Annotated in this window: 16 protein-coding genes, 2 tRNA genes and 1 pseudogene; 4 read left to right on the top strand and 15 right to left on the bottom strand. The window is 42.0% G+C overall.

Annotated elements, in window-relative coordinates; genetic code table 11:
* Positions 1–217, top strand: a pseudogene (locus tag C4S61_RS22360) (IS4 family transposase); the annotation flags it as partial.
* Positions 218–455: 238 nt separating this feature from the next.
* Here the strand turns inward: C4S61_RS22360 and C4S61_RS16285 are convergent.
* The 4 genes from C4S61_RS16285 to C4S61_RS16300 form a co-directional block, all read right to left on the bottom strand.
* Positions 456–528, bottom strand: a tRNA-Thr gene (locus C4S61_RS16285).
* A gap of 97 nt (positions 529–625) precedes the next feature.
* Positions 626–2,305 carry a DUF349 domain-containing protein gene (locus C4S61_RS16290; RefSeq protein WP_235010051.1) on the bottom strand — a complete coding sequence of 560 codons (1,680 nt, stop codon included), beginning with the start codon at positions 2,303–2,305 and terminating at the stop codon, positions 626–628.
* 87 nt (positions 2,306–2,392) lie between these two features.
* Positions 2,393–2,803, bottom strand: coding sequence for a hypothetical protein (locus C4S61_RS16295; protein ID WP_103925871.1), 411 nt, complete (start codon positions 2,801–2,803; stop codon positions 2,393–2,395).
* Positions 2,804–2,851: 48 nt separating this feature from the next.
* Positions 2,852–3,421, bottom strand: coding sequence for a YqgE/AlgH family protein (locus C4S61_RS16300; protein WP_103925872.1), 570 nt, complete (start codon positions 3,419–3,421; stop codon positions 2,852–2,854).
* 103 nt (positions 3,422–3,524) lie between these two features.
* Here C4S61_RS16300 and pdxH point away from each other — a divergent pair, with 103 nt between their 5' ends.
* Positions 3,525–4,160 (top strand): pyridoxamine 5'-phosphate oxidase, encoded by a 636-nt coding sequence (gene pdxH / locus C4S61_RS16305; protein ID WP_103925873.1) that lies wholly within the window; start codon positions 3,525–3,527, stop codon positions 4,158–4,160.
* Here the strand turns inward: pdxH and bshB1 are convergent, their stop codons facing one another.
* The 8 genes from bshB1 to C4S61_RS16345 form a co-directional block, all read right to left on the bottom strand.
* The gene (gene bshB1 / locus C4S61_RS16310; protein WP_103925912.1) at positions 4,161–4,877 is read right to left on the bottom strand and encodes a bacillithiol biosynthesis deacetylase BshB1; all 717 of its coding nucleotides are present in this window, start codon (positions 4,875–4,877) and stop codon (positions 4,161–4,163) included.
* A gap of 15 nt (positions 4,878–4,892) precedes the next feature.
* Positions 4,893–5,933: a M23 family metallopeptidase gene (locus C4S61_RS16315; RefSeq protein WP_103925874.1), complete on the bottom strand. Its 1,041-nt coding sequence runs from the start codon at positions 5,931–5,933 to the stop codon at positions 4,893–4,895.
* 9 nt (positions 5,934–5,942) lie between these two features.
* Entirely contained in the window at positions 5,943–6,887 is a 945-nt protein-coding gene (gene trxB / locus C4S61_RS16320) for a thioredoxin-disulfide reductase (RefSeq protein ID WP_103925875.1), read from the bottom strand.
* A gap of 162 nt (positions 6,888–7,049) precedes the next feature.
* Complete coding sequence (locus C4S61_RS16325) at positions 7,050–7,913, bottom strand: sigma-70 family RNA polymerase sigma factor (RefSeq protein WP_026951708.1); 864 nt, start codon at positions 7,911–7,913, stop codon at positions 7,050–7,052.
* Between the two features lie 68 nt (positions 7,914–7,981).
* Positions 7,982–10,117 carry a polyribonucleotide nucleotidyltransferase gene (gene pnp, locus C4S61_RS16330; RefSeq protein WP_103925876.1) on the bottom strand — a complete coding sequence of 712 codons (2,136 nt, stop codon included), beginning with the start codon at positions 10,115–10,117 and terminating at the stop codon, positions 7,982–7,984.
* Between the two features lie 99 nt (positions 10,118–10,216).
* The gene (gene rpsO, locus C4S61_RS16335) at positions 10,217–10,492 is read right to left on the bottom strand and encodes a 30S ribosomal protein S15 (protein WP_103925877.1); all 276 of its coding nucleotides are present in this window, start codon (positions 10,490–10,492) and stop codon (positions 10,217–10,219) included.
* Between the two features lie 61 nt (positions 10,493–10,553).
* Positions 10,554–12,317: an LptF/LptG family permease gene (locus C4S61_RS16340; RefSeq protein WP_103925878.1), complete on the bottom strand. Its 1,764-nt coding sequence runs from the start codon at positions 12,315–12,317 to the stop codon at positions 10,554–10,556.
* Between the two features lie 73 nt (positions 12,318–12,390).
* The gene (locus C4S61_RS16345; RefSeq protein ID WP_103925879.1) at positions 12,391–12,786 is read right to left on the bottom strand and encodes an START-like domain-containing protein; all 396 of its coding nucleotides are present in this window, start codon (positions 12,784–12,786) and stop codon (positions 12,391–12,393) included.
* Between the two features lie 335 nt (positions 12,787–13,121).
* On the opposite strand from C4S61_RS16345, the gene C4S61_RS16350 reads away from it, so the two are divergent.
* A tRNA-Met gene (locus C4S61_RS16350) sits at positions 13,122–13,195 on the top strand.
* Positions 13,196–13,249: 54 nt separating this feature from the next.
* A complete protein-coding gene (locus C4S61_RS16355) occupies positions 13,250–14,578 on the top strand; it encodes an Nramp family divalent metal transporter (RefSeq protein WP_103925913.1) in 1,329 nt (442 codons plus the stop codon).
* 52 nt (positions 14,579–14,630) lie between these two features.
* Here the strand turns inward: C4S61_RS16355 and rplT are convergent, their stop codons facing one another.
* From rplT to infC, 3 genes are all read right to left on the bottom strand, one after another.
* The gene (rplT, locus tag C4S61_RS16360) at positions 14,631–14,975 is read right to left on the bottom strand and encodes a 50S ribosomal protein L20 (protein ID WP_103925880.1); all 345 of its coding nucleotides are present in this window, start codon (positions 14,973–14,975) and stop codon (positions 14,631–14,633) included.
* 106 nt (positions 14,976–15,081) lie between these two features.
* Positions 15,082–15,276, bottom strand: a complete 195-nt coding sequence (gene rpmI, locus C4S61_RS16365) for a 50S ribosomal protein L35 (protein WP_103925881.1) — start codon at positions 15,274–15,276, stop codon at positions 15,082–15,084.
* Between the two features lie 24 nt (positions 15,277–15,300).
* On the bottom strand, positions 15,301–15,852 hold the full coding sequence (gene infC / locus C4S61_RS16370; RefSeq protein ID WP_103925882.1) for a translation initiation factor IF-3: 552 nt from the start codon (positions 15,850–15,852) through the stop codon (positions 15,301–15,303).
* Positions 15,853–15,927: the final 75 nt, after the last annotated feature.

Consider the following 15,927-nt stretch of genomic DNA (forward strand, 5'->3'; position numbering starts at 1 on the left):
GATATGGGTGGCCCTGATCCTAAATCTGCTGTTCACGGTGCTTCATAAACGGGTTAAGGAAGCCGAGGACTTTTCCACCATGGTGATGGTGGCGGCGAAAAATCTATGCTCTTATGTCAGCCTTGAAAAGTTTCTGCTTCACACAGAGGCCTATTTTAAAAGTATATTTCAAAAGGATCTTAAAAATGTACAAACAGAATTGTTCTTCTCTGGATAGGGGGTACTTTTTGAAACGAATAAAAAAAGCCCTCCAAAATTAATCTGAAGCACTTTTTCTGTACTTTGTGGAATTAGTCGGACGACAGTAATTTGGAATCAGAAAAGATTGGAGAAAAAAATGACAATCCTGAAAGGATCGAACTTCTCAATAGCCCTAGGTGAAACCTAAGGAAATGAGGATCAAAATGAACTAGGCATAAATAAAAAAAGGAAAACATTTCTGTTTCCCTTTTTTGAGCCCCTTGCCGGGATCGAACCAGCGACCTACTGATTACAAGTCAGTTGCTCTACCAGCTGAGCTAAAGAGGCTTTCCGTATTGGTGGAGCAAATATATACCTTCACTCTATTGACTCCAAACTCATCCCCTAAGTTTTTTCTATCTCTCAGGTTTTGAGCAGTAAAAATTTAGAATTCTTTCAAAATCGACAATTTGCTCTTCAGCTTATCGATCTCCTCTTCTGCCTTTTTGATCTTGATGTCAAACTGATCCTTGAGTTTGTCGGCGGTTTTGGAGGCTGCAAAGAATTCCAGGTTGTTTCTCCACAGCGTGATGCTGTTTTCCAGATCGGTGATCTGCTTGCGGATGCCGTGCTCTTTCCGATTCAGGGTCTTGGTGGAATTGGGGTCAGCCTGAATCCGGTTCAGATTGAGTCTAAACAGGAAGTCTTCTCTACCTGATCCACTTGGGTCCATCTTTTCGAGATAGCGGTCCACAGCATCTTTAAATTGAGCCTGGATTTCCTTGATGTTTTTTCTGGGTACAAATCCGGTTTCGTTAAACTCAGATACCAGCTCTGAAAGGGTATTTTCGCTCAAGTCCTCCCCTTTTGCTGCCTCGTGGATTTGCCTGATGATATCCTGCTTCTTCTTCAGGTTTTCGTCAAACTCGTTATTGGATTGCTTATTGGAGTTTCTGCGGTTTTCAAAGAAGGTATCACAGGCAATCTTGAATTTCTTGTACAGATTGTCTCTGTTCTTTTCCGGTATTGGCCCCAGTTTTTTCCATTCCTGCTGGAGCTTGACGAGCTGATTGGCGGTATTTTGCCAGTCGGTATTGTTCATCAGTTCCTCGGCTTTGGCAATGAGCTCCTCGGCTTTATTTTGGTTAGCCGCACGGATTTCATCCAGTTCTTTGAAGAATAAGTTCTTATTGTGGAAGAAATGCTTGAATGCCGCCCAGAAGGCTTTGTTGATTTCCTTACCGGCTTCTTTGGTGACCGGGCCGATTTTTTCCCAAGCCTTTTGGATATCCAGGATTTCCTTAGTCTTGGTATTCCAATCCTTGATCCGATCCGCCTTGAAATCCGCAAAAGTGGCTAATTGTGCGATAAGGGCTTCTTTTTCTACCTGATTCTGGAGATAGACTTCTTTTTGACCTTCGTAGAAATCCTTTCTCCGGTCATAAACCGCATCGGATGCCGCCTTGAAGCGTTGCCAAAGTTTTTCCTGATCTTCTCTCGGTACCGGGCCGATGTGCTTGAATTCCTCATGAAGTTCATTGAGCTGACGGATCGCTTCCTTCAGTTCAGGGGCATCCTTGAGTGCTTCCGCTTTTTCACAAAGTTCGGTTTTGCTTTCCAGGTTCTTTTTACGATCGAGCTCCTTCAGTTCGAAGTAAATACTGCGGTTGTCGTAAAATCTATCCATCAGGGCATTGAAACTTGCCCAAAGGTTTCTGTTTTGGGAAGCAGGTACGGGACCTATAGCCTTCCATTCTTCCTGAATCGCCTTGATGGTAGACATACTGAGCGTAGTCTCCTCCCCGTCTACCAGATCCCGGAGTTTGTTCAAGAGCTCCGTTTTGGCTGTTAGATTTTTTTCTTTTTGGCGTTCCGCTTCTTTTCTGAGGGAATTTAATTGGTATCGGAAGTCATTGAAAACCTTTAAAAATTCACGTTCTTCCTCGTGGTGACGGTATTCAAACTCCTCTTCGGTTCCGCCCTCGGCTTTGAACTTTGCCAGCGCCTCTTCTTTTTCCTTGGAAATCAATTCATCAAAAGCCGCCTTGATTTCGTGGGCAATTTTGTCGAGCCTAAGAATCGGGGTAGTTTGAATTTTATCTTTTAAGAGCTTTAAAAGTTGCACTGTAGACAGTCCTGAGAGTTCGACCGGTTCTTCCGGGTGATCTTCGTCCTGTTCAGTCTCTTCTGACTCTGATTCAGAAGTGTTTTTTTAGACTGTATGATCTTTAGCTTCAACCACTTCAGCTGCCTCTTGGGGGACAGTTTGAGCAGCATCATTGGAAGGAACTTCCTCGTCTTGGGACTGAACTACTTCTTGAATTTCGGAAGTTTCTTCATTGGAAATTGAAGCGGGGCTGTCAGCTTCTTCTGATTTCGTCTCTTGGATAGGGTCAGCGACTGCTTCAGTCTCCTCACCCACCGGATTCCCTTCCACAGGACTTGCCAAGGCGGCCTCAACTTCGTGGAGGTTGGATTCTACTTTTTCAGTTTCTTCATCGGAAGCTGCGGCATCTGCCTTTTTTTGCTCCACTTGATCTTCTTTGTTGATACCTTTTGCTTCATCGGAAGAAGCTTGGGTCACCTTGTCTTTATCAGACAATTCGTTACTTTTCTCAGTCATAAAAACGCTACTATTTCGAGGCAATATGGGCAAAAGTAGGCATTTTGCCTAATTTAATCTCGGGTCAAGGGGATAATTTGCCATTACCTTAAACTCCCCTCCCATGTTTTTAAGGACCAATCTCCAGAGCTCATCGGGTGTGTTTTGAAATACGGTGGCTTCCAGTTTGGAGTCAGAAATAATCCAGGTGTTTTCACTGAGTTCATCGGAAAGTTGCCCCGAACCCCAACCGCTATAACCGATAAAAAAACGGACGTTTTCGGGTTCCATTAAGCCGGATTTCAATTGATAGACCAAATCATCAAATGCTCCGCCCCACCACAGATCCTGACCGATGGAAATGCTGTCTTCGAGCCTTTTTTCTCCAAAGTAGATGAAATGTAGCGTATTTTGCTCAACGGGACCTCCGACAAAGACCTCATTTTCCAAAAAAGAAAGGTCTTCGACCAATTCGCTCAGTCTTAAAATGGAGGGTTTGTTCAGTACCAATCCAAAACTCCCTTCGGAATTGTGTTCGCAGAGCAAAACAACCGACCGGACGAAATTTTCATCCTGCAAAAAAGGTTCTGAGATCAGTAAGTTCCCTGCCTGTGGAATTCTTGAAGGATCGTTTATCATAGGCTAGTCTTGCTTATTACGGGAAAAATATAGGCTTAAATTTTAAAAAACCAATGGCTGTGGTACTTTTAATGAACAATCTAAAATTTATTTGAAATCAATCATGAAGCTTTCTGAAATACGCAAGGAGTATACTATCAAATCACTGGATTTCAATGATGTAAGCTTTGATCCACTCCAACAATTTCGGGTATGGCTGGATGAAGCAATCGATTCGGAAGTGCCGGAAGTCAATGCCATGTGTCTGTCTACCCTGGGATTAAATGGGTTTCCCAATGCCCGGATTGTTCTTTTGAAAGAATTGGATCACGGATTCGTCTTTTTCACCAATTATGAAAGCGAAAAAGGTCAGGAAATCGCAGCAAATCCCAAGGCGTCCTTGACTTTTTTCTGGCCGGACTTGGAGCGTCAGGTCAGAATCATGGGAGAAATCGAAAAAGTAAGTGCTCAGGAATCTGATGCCTACTTTAATTCCCGACCCAAAGGCTCTCAACTAGGAGCTTGGACTTCGCCTCAGAGTCAGATTATCGAAAACAGAGAAGAATTGAACTCCCGGCTTGAATCCATGGAAAAGCGGTTTTCTACTGAACCCATTTCCAGACCACCACACTGGGGCGGCTATCGATTGCTCCCTATTCGGGTGGAATTTTGGCAGGGAAGACCAAGCCGGCTACACGACCGAATCTGCTACCAAAAGCAAGCAAAAGGGAATTGGGATATTTTCAGGCTTGCTCCCTGATTATTTCAGGTCAAAAAGATCGGTGACACCAATGTACCGTTCTACGGTAAAACCTTCTCCGTATTGGGTTAAAATCCGGTGACCAAACTCTCTGGCCCGGGATTCAATGAAGGGAAGGAACTCCGGTGAAGAGATAAAGCTTGCCGGTTCCTGACTGTTTGGATCGTAAAATTGAGATTTGAAGGCCATGATGCTGGCTACTTTGGTATCCCAGTAGGCTGAGATATCAAAAATGAAATCGGGCTGGATGTAGTTGTTTTGGATGTAGTGGTAGACATACTTTGGTCTCCAGGGATCTTGAGTCACCCCCTCCAATTCTGTCTCAATTTTTCTCAGCCCACTCATGAAACAGGCATGTGTGGCCAAAGATGCGCCTTTTCCGTGATCGGGATGACGATCCGAAATGGCATTGGCCAGTACAATTTCAGGCTGGTATTTTCGGATTACTTTGATAAGTTCATGCTGATGTGCTTTGTCATCTTTAAAAAAGACATCTTCGAATCCCAGATTTTCACGGGCACTTAAACCCAAAATTTTTGCAGCTTCATTGGCTTCCTGAATTCGAAGTTCGGGTGTACCTCTTGTGCCCATTTGACCTTGGGTGAGGTCAACAATTCCCACTTTTTTGCCTTGGGCAACCTGCGCGGCGATGGTTCCTGAGCAACCTAATTCGGCATCATCCGGATGAGCGGCGATGACCAGTATGTCCAATTTTATCATAAGTATAGCTAATTATTTCACTCTTAAATTTTGACCTACACGTAAGATCGTTCTGGTCGTGATGCCATTCAGCCGGGTCAATTGAGCCACCGATACACCATATCTTCGGCCTATGGATCCTAGGTTTTCCCCTCGCTTTACCCGATGGTAGGCGGCAGATCGGGCTTGGATCGTTTGTCCAAACAGCGCTTTAGAAACCAGCAAATCCTGGACGGTGATTTCTCCGGAACCAAAATCATAAACTCGCTCCGGATCAAAAGGCACACCTTTATATCTCAACTCATAATGCAAATGTGGGCCTGTACTTCTTCCGGTGGACCCCCCTTTACCCAAGAGATCACCTGCCCTTACTTCATCTCCTACCTCAGCCACATGTTTGGACAAATGTCCGTAGACCGTTTCGAGTCCGTTCTTGTGTCTGACGACATAAAAATAGCCATATCCGTAGCGATCGTATGACTTGACGCGCACGATACCGTCAAAACCTGAAAAAACCGGATCTCCCGTATTCAAATCCAAATCGGTCCCATAGTGCATTCGTCTCCAGCGGTAGCCATACTTGGAGTTAACCAGGGGATTTTCTACGGGCATTTTCCACTCCAAACCAAAGCGGGGATCATAAAGTCTGAGATTTAAACTGTCGGAGAAATTTCGGATATCGTAATTGTAGATATCTACTTTTTGGCTATCCCAATTGGAAAAATATTCAAAGGCAGTCACCCATATGCTATCAATCTGAATTTGCTCGGAGACACGAATCATTTGATTAGTCGGTGCCCAGGATAAGGTATTTCTATCCTCGCTCACAATGGATCGAATCCGGGCCAGATTCACATCATATTGAAAAATCATGGAATCTGTCTGGGAAGAAAGTGTCCTCAGATAAGAATCTTGGTCAAATTCTCTCAGTTCGATATTTCTTCGCTCCTGGGTATTTGCCGGAATAGTGGTATTGTTTCTCTTGATAATCTTTGGAAAAACTTGAGCATTGACTTCGCTGAAACCAATGCTCAAGAGAATTCCAAATATTACTTTCAGATTAAAATTACTCATTAACTGGATTTAATGATTCTCCTGTGATGCGAGGTATCGCTCTGCATCCAATGCCGCCATACAGCCTGTCCCTGCTGCAGTAACTGCTTGTCTGTAAACGTGATCCTGTGCATCACCACATGCAAAAACACCTTCCACATTGGTCTTGGTAGTACCCGGAATCGTCTTGATATACCCGGAAGAATCCATGTGAATGAAATCCTTGAAAATTTCGGTGTTTGGTTGATGTCCAATAGCAACAAAGAAGCCAGAAATTGCTATTTCACGCTTTTCTCCCGTTTTATTGTTAATCACCCTGACACCACGTACTTCTTCATCTCCGAGAATTTCTTCTGTCTCAGTATTCCAAAGAATTTCAATTTTCGGATTGTTGATTACCCTGTTTTGCATAATCTGAGACGCACGCATTACATCTCTTCTCACAATCATGTAGACTTTGGAACAAATGTTTGACAAGTAGGTCGCCTCCTCACAGGCAGTATCTCCTGCACCCACTATGGCAACGTCCTGACCTTTGAAGAAAAAACCATCACAGACCGCACAGGCAGAGACTCCCTTTCCATTCAGTCGGGTCTCACTTTCTATCCCTAACCACTTGGCAGATGCTCCGGTTGAAATTATTACTGTATCGGCGTGGATTGTGATTTGATCGTCCACGATCACAGTATGCGGGTGAGCATTGAAATCCACACTTGTCACCATTCCATAACGTACAGACGTACCAAATCTTTCAGCCTGCTTGCGGAAATCTTCCATCATTTCGGGTCCCATCACGCCATCTGGGTATCCCGGATAATTTTCCACATCATTTGTAATGGTAAGTTGCCCTCCGGGCTGCCCTCCTGTATACAAAATAGGTGACATCCCAGCCCTAGCAGCATAAATAGCAGCGGTATAACCTGCCGGACCAGATCCAATGATCAACACTTTGGCCCTTTCAATTTCTTGATTCATTAATTGATTGTATTAAATCGTTTAAATTTTGTCATTTCAAATTCGGTAACAAAATTACCTAAAGTTAAAATTCCCAAAAGTGAGCAGCGTTACTTATAACTAGAAATTAAAATCTTAAAAAGGAGTCAAATAAAAAAGGGGCCTAAGCCCCTTTTTTAAGATTTATCCAAGATAAGGTTTCAGGGTCTTACTTCTTGAAGTATGACGCAACCTCCGGATGGCCTTTTCTTTAATTTGCCTCACACGCTCACGGGTCAGGTTAAATTTCTCTCCGATTTCTTCGAGCGTCATGGCATGCTCACCATTCAATCCAAAGTAAAGAGTAATAACATCGGCCTCCCGCTGGGTAAGTGTAGAAAGGGCACGCTGTACTTCTTTACGCAGGGAATCAGTCATCAATCCATCATCCGGCTTTTCGTCCCCGTCATTTTCCAAGACATCAAGAAGGCTGTTTTCTTCTCCCTGTACAAAAGGGGCATCCATTGATACATGTCGACCTGAAATCTTCATGGTATCCACAACCTCCGAAGCAGTCACTTCAAGGACCTCAGCTAATTCCTCAGGAGAGGGTTCACGCTCAAACTTCTGCTCCAGTTCACTGAAAGTTTTGGAGATCTTGTTCAGAGAGCCCACTCTATTCAGAGGAAGGCGAACAATCCTGGACTGCTCAGCCAATGCCTGAAGGATTGACTGTCTGATCCACCATACTGCATAGGAGATGAATTTGAAACCACGGGTCTCGTCAAATCGCTGTGCCGCTTTGATCAACCCCAAGTTGCCTTCATTGATCAAATCACCAAGAGACAGTCCCTGATTTTGGTATTGTTTAGCTACAGATACCACAAATCGAAGATTTGCTTTCGTCAATTTTTCGAGGGCAAGTTGATCGCCTTCACGAATTCTTTTTGCCAAAACCACCTCTTCGTCTGCTGTCAACAGGTCAACTTTACCAATTTCCTGCAAGTACTTATCCAGGGATTGGGATTCTCTGTTGGTAATCTGTTTGCTAATTTTTAGCTGCCTCATTCAGAATAGAATTTGAGAAATAAATTTTTAATAGTTTAAGATCGTCAATTACTTGATTTAAATGGATTTTAAGCTACAGGCTTTTCAGGTTTTGGCAAAAGAGCCTTTCTAGAAAGTTTGAATTTCCCTGTTTTTTTATCGACGTCTATCAATTTGACCATAATCTCTTCGCCTGGCTCGAGTACACCTTCCATACTTTCCAGTCGCTCCCACTTTACCTCCGAGATATGAAGTAAACCATCTTTGCCCGGCATAAATTCCACAAAGGCTCCAAATGGTTGAATGTTTTTCACTTTTCCGGTATACGTTTCACCGATTTCCGGCTGCGCAACGATAGCTTTGATCCGTCGGATCGCGGCATCCATATTGGCCTGATTAGCTGAGAATACATTGATTTTACCCTGATTGTCCACTTCTTCAATGATGATGGTAGCAGCTGTATCCTTTTGGATCTCTTGGATGACCTTTCCTCCAGGTCCAATTACCGCACCAATCAATTCTTTAGGTATCCACATCATAAACGAACGTGGGGTATGTGGCTTAAAATCTGGTTTTGGTGCAGCCAGTGTCTTAGTGATCTCATTCAAAATGTGCAGACGTCCTTCTTTTGCCTGATAGAGGGCTTCCTTCAAAACTGAATAATCCAGACCTTCTACTTTAAGGTCCATCTGACAGGCAGTGATTCCTTTTTCAGTACCTGTCACTTTGAAGTCCATGTCTCCTAAGTGATCTTCATCTCCCAGGATATCAGAAAGAATTGCATATTTACCTGTTTTGGTATCGGATATCATTCCCATCGCAATACCTGTTACCGGTGCTTTGATTGGAATACCTGCATCCATCAGGGCTAATGAACCAGCGCAAACAGTTGCCATGGAAGAGGAACCATTAGATTCCAAAATATCGGAAACGATCCGGATGGTGTACGGATTTTGGTTGTCAGGAGGAAGTACTTTTTTCAAAGCCCGCATGGCAAGATTCCCATGACCTACTTCACGTCTACCGGGACCTCTGTTGATTTTCACTTCACCGGTGGAAAATCCCGGGAAATTATAGTGCAGGAAGAATTTATTGAATCCGGAGATCATCGCTCCGTCCACCATTTGCTCATCCATCTTAGTACCGAGGGTGCAGGTGGTGATGGATTGTGTTTCACCTCTCGTGAAAATGGCCGAACCATGTGCCGAAGGCAAATAATCTACTACCGTCCAGATAGGTCTGATCTCGTTGAGGTCTCTTCCATCCAGTCTTTTTTTGGTTTCAAGGGTAAGGTTTCGAGCAGCCTCTTTGTGAATTTTATGGAAATAAGGTCCGATCAGGCTTGTTTCGAATCCATGATCTTGTCCCAAACTTGCTACAAATTCTTCTTTTATCTTCTTTAAAAGATCTGATCGCTCAGACTTATTTGGGATTTGCTTAGAAACACATTCGAAGAGTTTATCGTAAAGCTCAGATTTCATTTTATCGAAAAGTGCCGGATCGGATTTTTCGTGGTTGTATGCACGTTTTACTTCTTTTCCAACAACTTTGGTCAATTCAATCTGAACTTCACAGTGTCTTTTGATTTCTTCATGAGCAAATTGAAGCGCTTCGACCATCTCATCCTCAGAGATTTCGTTTGCTTCACCCTCTACCATCAGAATGTATTCTTTAGATCCTGCTACAATAAATTCTAAGGAGGATTTCTCCAATTGAGCTGGTGTTGGGTTGATGATCAACACGCCATCAATCTTGGCTACTCTTACTTCAGAAATAGGTCCGTTGAAAGGAATATCAGAAACAGCCAGAGCAGCCGAAGCGGCCAAGCCTGCCAAACAATCAGGCAATATATTTTCGTCTGCAGACATCAAGGTGATCGATATATTGGTGTCTGCGTGATAATCGTCAGGAAAAATCGGTCGGATAGCTCGGTCAACGATTCTGCTAATTAAGATTTCATAATCAGAAAGTCGGCCTTCTCTTTTCAAAAATCCTCCTGGAATTTTCCCCGAAGCAGCAAACTTCTCCTGATAGTCCACAGACATCGGTAAAAAGTCAACTCCTTCTGAAGCTTCTTTTTTGGATACAACGGTAGCCAAAATCATAGCTTTCCCCATTCTGACAACAACAGCACCATCTGCTTGTTTGGCAAGTGCACCGGTTTCAATAGTGATTTCTCTGCCATCCCGTAAGTGAATGGTCTTAGTGATTAAATTTGGTAACATAACTGATAATTAGTGTAATTTCTTCGGTTTGAAAAATTTAGGCATCTAGCGTAAAAAGAAAAAAGTAAGGTCTTCAAGTTAGAAAACCTTACTGAGGTGTTATTTTCTGATTCCAAGCTCAGCGATGATTGCTCTGTAGCGCTCGATTTCTTTCTTATGTAGGTAATTAAGAAGGCTTCTTCGCTTACCTACCAGCTTCAACAATCCCAACCTGGTGGAGTGATCCTTTTTATTTGACTTCAAATGCTCAGTCAAATAATGGATTCTGTGTGTAAAGAGGGCAATCTGTGATTCAGGAGATCCTGTATCAGTAGCAGATTTTAACCGTCCATGATTTTGAAACAACTCTTGTTTTTTCTCTGGTGTTAAATACATGTTTAGCTAAATTAATTAAATTAGGTACAAAGGTAAGATTATTATTTCAAAAAGTAAATATTCAGTTGGACTTTGCCGATGATTTGGATAAAAATGCGGTTAGTTTTTTCCAGATTTCAGAATAAAAATCACCCTCAAACAGTCGGGCGTCTTTCCTTGCCTGTCTTAAAAAGAACAAACCAAATGGAATAAGACAAAGATTGGAGAAAATTGTCCCAAAAAATGAGTCTGTCACACCTTCTTTTGCCCATTTTTCTCCGGTTATTGTCAGCATGTAAAACAGGATAAAGAAGATGATCGAAATCAAAACTGGCATCCCAAGTCCTCCTTTCTTTATAATAGATCCTAAGGGGGCTCCGATTAAAAACATAACAAAACACGCAATTGCCTGTGTGTATTTTTGATACCAAGCGATTTCATACCTTCTGAATTCGCGTTCGTGATTTTCAATCTGAGTCATTTTGACATTGAATGTATTCTTCAGGTTGCGGGAATTGTTCAATGACATGGTTAAAGCATTGGATATGTATCCTCGCTTAAATATCACAGAATCGATCAATGCCTTTTCCTCAGGTGTCAACGGTGTAGTCCGGGGATTCTTTTTGGGTATTTCTTTTCCAGTGGTATCTACCGAAGTGATTAATTTGGTTGAGGAGTCGACTGAGTTTTTATTGAGTGAATTTCGGCTTAGCTTGCGTTTGAAAATGGAATCGGTTTTCAAGGGCTGACTGGTCGCGGCTACATTTATTTTTAATTCACGGTTTTGGAGCGAGTCCAGACGTTTAACAACCGCCGAATCACTTTTTGTTTTTAACCTTTCCAGGGAGTCCCGTTTCTTCCTTTCCCGTTGGATTCTACTTTTTCTGACTGCATCATCCAGTTCTTTCCTTTTTTTTATTTCTTCAGGTGGACTGAGTTTTCTGTTTTTCGTAAAGAAAGGATAAATACTCTCTGCGGTTTGATAGTTTTGAAATTTCAAATCATTGACCAGCGTGTAGATTGAATCCAATCCTTCCTTGATCTCTGCGATATTTTTTATTGCCCGGTTAGTGGACCATTGATCCTCCGGAGTGCGGCTCAGCTGAAAAGCACCTAAGTCGAAGACGATTACATTTTCATCAAATTTCGTCCTTGAAAATTTAACAGGACCTTCTGAGATCCCTCTAGTCAATCGGTCTTCCTTATAGTTCAGCCCATTGTACAAAGTCAACTTCAGGTAGCTTTCGCTGAAAAATGTCTCCATCCTACCCGAATCTGCCAAGGTTACATTCAGGTTACCTTGCTGCTCGGCATGGTTGTAAATAATGATATCCTTCAATCGGATATCATCCCGTTTCTCGTTTACTTTAATACTATAATTGGGAATTCCGCTGTAAAATATCCCCTCTTTGATGTCTAATGCCGGGGATTTCATTCGGATGTCGTAGAGGAGGCTGAAGGTTTTTAGATTTACTTTTGGAACCAAATAGTTATTGGACAAATAAGCTCCAATCGTCAAAAACACGACAAATATCCCAATCGGCCTCATTGCCCGGATCAAAGAAATCCCACTGCTTTTTATTGCCGTGAGTTCAAAATGTTCTCCGAGATTACCAAAAGTCATCAAGCTCGAAAGCAATACCGCCAAAGGCAAAGCCATGGGCGAAATACTGATAACAAAATATCCGATCAGTTCTAAATAAATGAAAAAGCCCAAACCTTTACCGAATATCTCATCGAAGTATTTGAGCATGTTGACAATCAGCAGGATAAAGTCAACCACCAAAAAAGTAAGTAAAAACGGACCTAGAAAAGATCCCAGAATAAGCTTATCGAGTTTTTTCATTCGTAAAATCTAACTCCCCAACAGAAAACGGAATTCTGCTACAGGAGTTCAAAGTTGGCGATTTGGATGGAATTTATCCACCTATTATCTCCTTTAACTTGGCAATCAATCCATCCCAAATGGCTTCAAGCTCCTCTTCTTCATACTCATTTGAATAGTCAATTACTTTCAGAAAAAGTGATTGGGTCAGTTCATTTTCCTCAAGCTTAAATTCAATGAAGGAATGATCGGCATCATTTGGGTTTTTGGGATCAAAAAAATCAAATTTTACGTGAAGATTTGCCCGAAGTGACGTCAACTTGGCATGATGATCCTCATTGTCAATATTGAAGATGTAATTTCTGTCTTCATCTATCCGGACATCATCCGCAAACCACTCTCCTAATCCACTGGCTGTACTTAAATATTGAAATACAATTTTTCTGGAAGCATTTATTTGATAATCAGCAACAAACTTATTTTTGACCATGATTTGTAATTTTACGGGTGACTTAATCACACTTTTTATCAAATTGGAACTTGCATTTCAGAGTACAAGACCTCATATTTGCATTCCCTTTCGGAAAGGGTATCAAAAGGCGTAATTCAAACGGAAAACGCCTTGTTTTTGAAAATCTGACGGTCGTTTAATTTAACGATTAAATTCAGAAAACAATATTTAAAAAAAATAAATCACTTGTAATGCGAGGTATCCCGATGGCTTTCGGGAGTGGGATTCATATCCGCTACGTCACGGCGCAAAGGTGCGGTGGACGGGAACTCAAATCTCCTGATTAATTTGAACTGTTGATTTATAAAATATTTGGCGAGGTAGCTCAGTTGGTTAGAGCGCAGGATTCATAACCCTGAGGTCACGGGTTCAACTCCCGTCCTCGCTACAAAGGCTTTCAGAGATGGAAGCCTTTTTTCATTTTTGACTATCTTTCATGGAAATGAACCCAAGTCAAACCCAAAATCCACCTGATTCTTTTCTTAAGAAACTTCATTTTTTAGGTCCAGGATTTATTCTTTCGGCATCTATTGTTGGCTCAGGAGAATTAATTGCCACGACGATTCTGGGGGCCAAAGGGGGATTTATCACGTTTTGGGTGATTTTGGTCAGCTGCCTGATTAAGGTCGCAGTTCAACTCGAATTTGGGAAAAATGCAATTGTATCGGGTAGACCTCTAATGCATGAGTTTAATTTATTGCAAGGCGGTAAAGTGCTCCATGCAAATTGGGCCGTTTGGGCGACTTTTGTGCTTACCTTGTTCAAAATTCTTCAGTTGGGCGGTATGCTTGGCGGAGCAGCCATTGTACTAAATTTACTTTTTCCAGCTGCATCAGTAGTTTTTTGGATTGTCCTGTTGGGGATTAGCCTGAGCCTTTTAATCTATAAAAACTATTATCGTCTGGTGGAAAAAGCATCCATGCTGATGGTATTTGGGTTTACGCTTTTTACCATTGTCTCACTTTTTGCAGTTTTTTATACCCCGTTTGCATTTTCACTTGCTGATGTCGTGTCCGGGTTGAGTTTCAAACTCCCTCAGGAAGTTCTTTTTGTGGCGATTGGCGCGTTTGGGATCACCGGTGTGGCAAGTGATGAAATCATAGCTTATACCTATTGGTGTCAGGAAAAAGGCTATGCAACATTCACAGGTCCAAATGACGGATCAGAAAACTGGAGATATCGAGCCCAAGGTTGGATCAAAATCATGTATCTGGATGCGTTTTTGGCCATGATAATCTATACCTTGGTGACGGCATCCTTCTACTTATTAGGGGCCGCAATTCTTCACGGAAATGATGCTTTACCTGATGGAATGGATTTGATCAATTCGCTGGCGGCTATCTATACTGAATCGCTCGGGAAAGGTGCTAGATATGGTTACCTCATCGGTGCTTTTTTCGCATTATATTCCAGCGTTTTTGCTACCCTAGCCTATTGGTCCAGGCTTTTCCCGGATATTTTTTCCCAATTTGGATGGATTGCCTACGATGACAAAAAGTCTTTGAACAAGTGGGTTAGTGCCTTGGCTATCGTACTTCCCTCGTTATGGATTTTGACGTTTCTTTTTGTGAAACTACCCGGATTCATGGTGCTTTCAGGCGGGGTAGTTGGATCTGTGTTACTACTTGTGGTGATTTTCGCCTCGATTAAATTTAGAATAAAAAATAAGGGACTAAAGCTGACCTCAGGATCTTTTTCAGAAATTATGTTTTGGCTGAGTGTGACTTCTATTTTGGCCGTGTCCTGCTACGGCATTTTCAAATTATTATAAACAAAAAAGCCTCCCCGAAGGAAGGCTTCTGCAAAATAAGGATGTGCCGACCTTATTTTACTCTTTCAACTACAGCTTTGAATGCTTCTGGATGGTTCATTGCCAAATCCGCCAAAACCTTACGGTTAAGTTCGATTTCAGCTTTCTTCAACAAACCCATTAATTGAGAATAAGAAACACCGTGCAATCTTGCACCGGCGTTGATACGCTGAATCCATAAACCTCGAAATTCTCTTTTCTTTGCTTTACGGTCTCTGTATGCGTACTGAAGACCTTTCTCGTACTTGTTTTTAGCTACTGTCCACACATTTTTACCTCTTCCGAAGTAGCCTCTAGTGGCTTTAAGTATCTTTTTTCTTCTTGCTCTTGACGCTACCGCGTTTACCGATCTAGGCATAGTTTTTTGATTTTTGACGCTTGGTGTCCTGATTTCTCGGGATCTTTTTTACCAAAGCATCTGGTGAATTAATGAACCTTACTTATTAATTGAAATGAGGTGAAGATCAGATCTTCAACATATTTCTTACTCTACCTTCGTCAGACACGTGTACCAAACCAGTTTTGGTGAGGTTGTTTTTACGTTTGGTAGATTTTTTCGTCAGGATATGGCTTTTATAAGCGTGTTTCCTTTTGATTTTACCGGTTCCTGTGAGGGTAAACCGTTTTTTTGCACTTGATTTGGTTTTTACTTTTGGCATTTTGCTGTATTTAATTGGTTGAAATTATTTCTTCCCCGGTTTCGGAGCGATGAAGATATTCATACGCTTTCCTTCGAGCTTAGGCATCTGTTCTACCACTCCGTAATCTTCCAACGCCTGAGCAAATTTCAACAGGAGCATTTCTCCTCTCTCTTTGAAAACAATTGATCGGCCAACGAAGTGTACATAAGCTTTAATTTTTGACCCTTCCTTTAGAAAGCTGATCGCATGCTTCAATTTGAAACTGTAATCGTGATCGTCTGTATTAGGCCCGAAACGGATTTCTTTCAAAACAACTTTTGCCGCATTTGACTTGATTTCCTTCTGCTTTTTCTTCTGCTCGTATTTGAATTTGGCATAATCCAAAATCTTACAAACAGGTGGATTGGTAGTCGGCGAAATTTCAACCAGATCCAGCTCATTGTCCTGAGCCAGTTTAATTGCCTTTTCCAGAAGCAATACTTCGTTCCCTCCTTCGACGAAATCTCCTACTACTCTTACTTCGCGAGCTCTGATTTTTTGATTTACCTTATATGGTTCTTCTTGTCGACCTCTAGGTGGTTGTCTTTCTCTCAAGTGTTTTCGGTTGTTTTTATTGAAATTGACTGCAAATATCGGAATTATTTCTAATTCTAAAAAGCAGAATTAAAT

Origin of the sequence: Algoriphagus boritolerans DSM 17298 = JCM 18970, assembly GCF_900108085.1 — a bacterium.
GTDB lineage: Bacteria > Bacteroidota > Bacteroidia > Cytophagales > Cyclobacteriaceae > Algoriphagus > Algoriphagus boritolerans.

Bases quoted from the DNA above. Each gene is read 5' to 3' on its own strand.
- C4S61_RS16355 (WP_103925913.1), top strand. From the start codon at position 13,250: ATGAACCCAAGTCAAACCCAAAATCCACCTGATTCTTTTCTTAAGAAA.
- C4S61_RS16325 (WP_026951708.1), bottom strand. From the start codon at position 7,913: ATGAGGCAGCTAAAAATTAGCAAACAGATTACCAACAGAGAATCCCAA.
- rpmI (WP_103925881.1), bottom strand. From the start codon at position 15,276: ATGCCAAAAGTAAAAACCAAATCAAGTGCAAAAAAACGGTTTACCCTC.
- pdxH (WP_103925873.1), top strand. From the start codon at position 3,525: ATGAAGCTTTCTGAAATACGCAAGGAGTATACTATCAAATCACTGGAT.
- rplT (WP_103925880.1), bottom strand. From the start codon at position 14,975: ATGCCTAGATCGGTAAACGCGGTAGCGTCAAGAGCAAGAAGAAAAAAG.
- C4S61_RS16345 (WP_103925879.1), bottom strand. From the start codon at position 12,786: ATGGTCAAAAATAAGTTTGTTGCTGATTATCAAATAAATGCTTCCAGA.
- C4S61_RS16315 (WP_103925874.1), bottom strand. From the start codon at position 5,933: ATGAGTAATTTTAATCTGAAAGTAATATTTGGAATTCTCTTGAGCATT.
- trxB (WP_103925875.1), bottom strand. From the start codon at position 6,887: ATGAATCAAGAAATTGAAAGGGCCAAAGTGTTGATCATTGGATCTGGT.
- C4S61_RS16300 (WP_103925872.1), bottom strand. From the start codon at position 3,421: ATGATAAACGATCCTTCAAGAATTCCACAGGCAGGGAACTTACTGATC.
- rpsO (WP_103925877.1), bottom strand. From the start codon at position 10,492: ATGTATTTAACACCAGAGAAAAAACAAGAGTTGTTTCAAAATCATGGA.
- C4S61_RS16340 (WP_103925878.1), bottom strand. From the start codon at position 12,317: ATGAAAAAACTCGATAAGCTTATTCTGGGATCTTTTCTAGGTCCGTTT.
- C4S61_RS16295 (WP_103925871.1), bottom strand. From the start codon at position 2,803: ATGACTGAGAAAAGTAACGAATTGTCTGATAAAGACAAGGTGACCCAA.
- pnp (WP_103925876.1), bottom strand. From the start codon at position 10,117: ATGTTACCAAATTTAATCACTAAGACCATTCACTTACGGGATGGCAGA.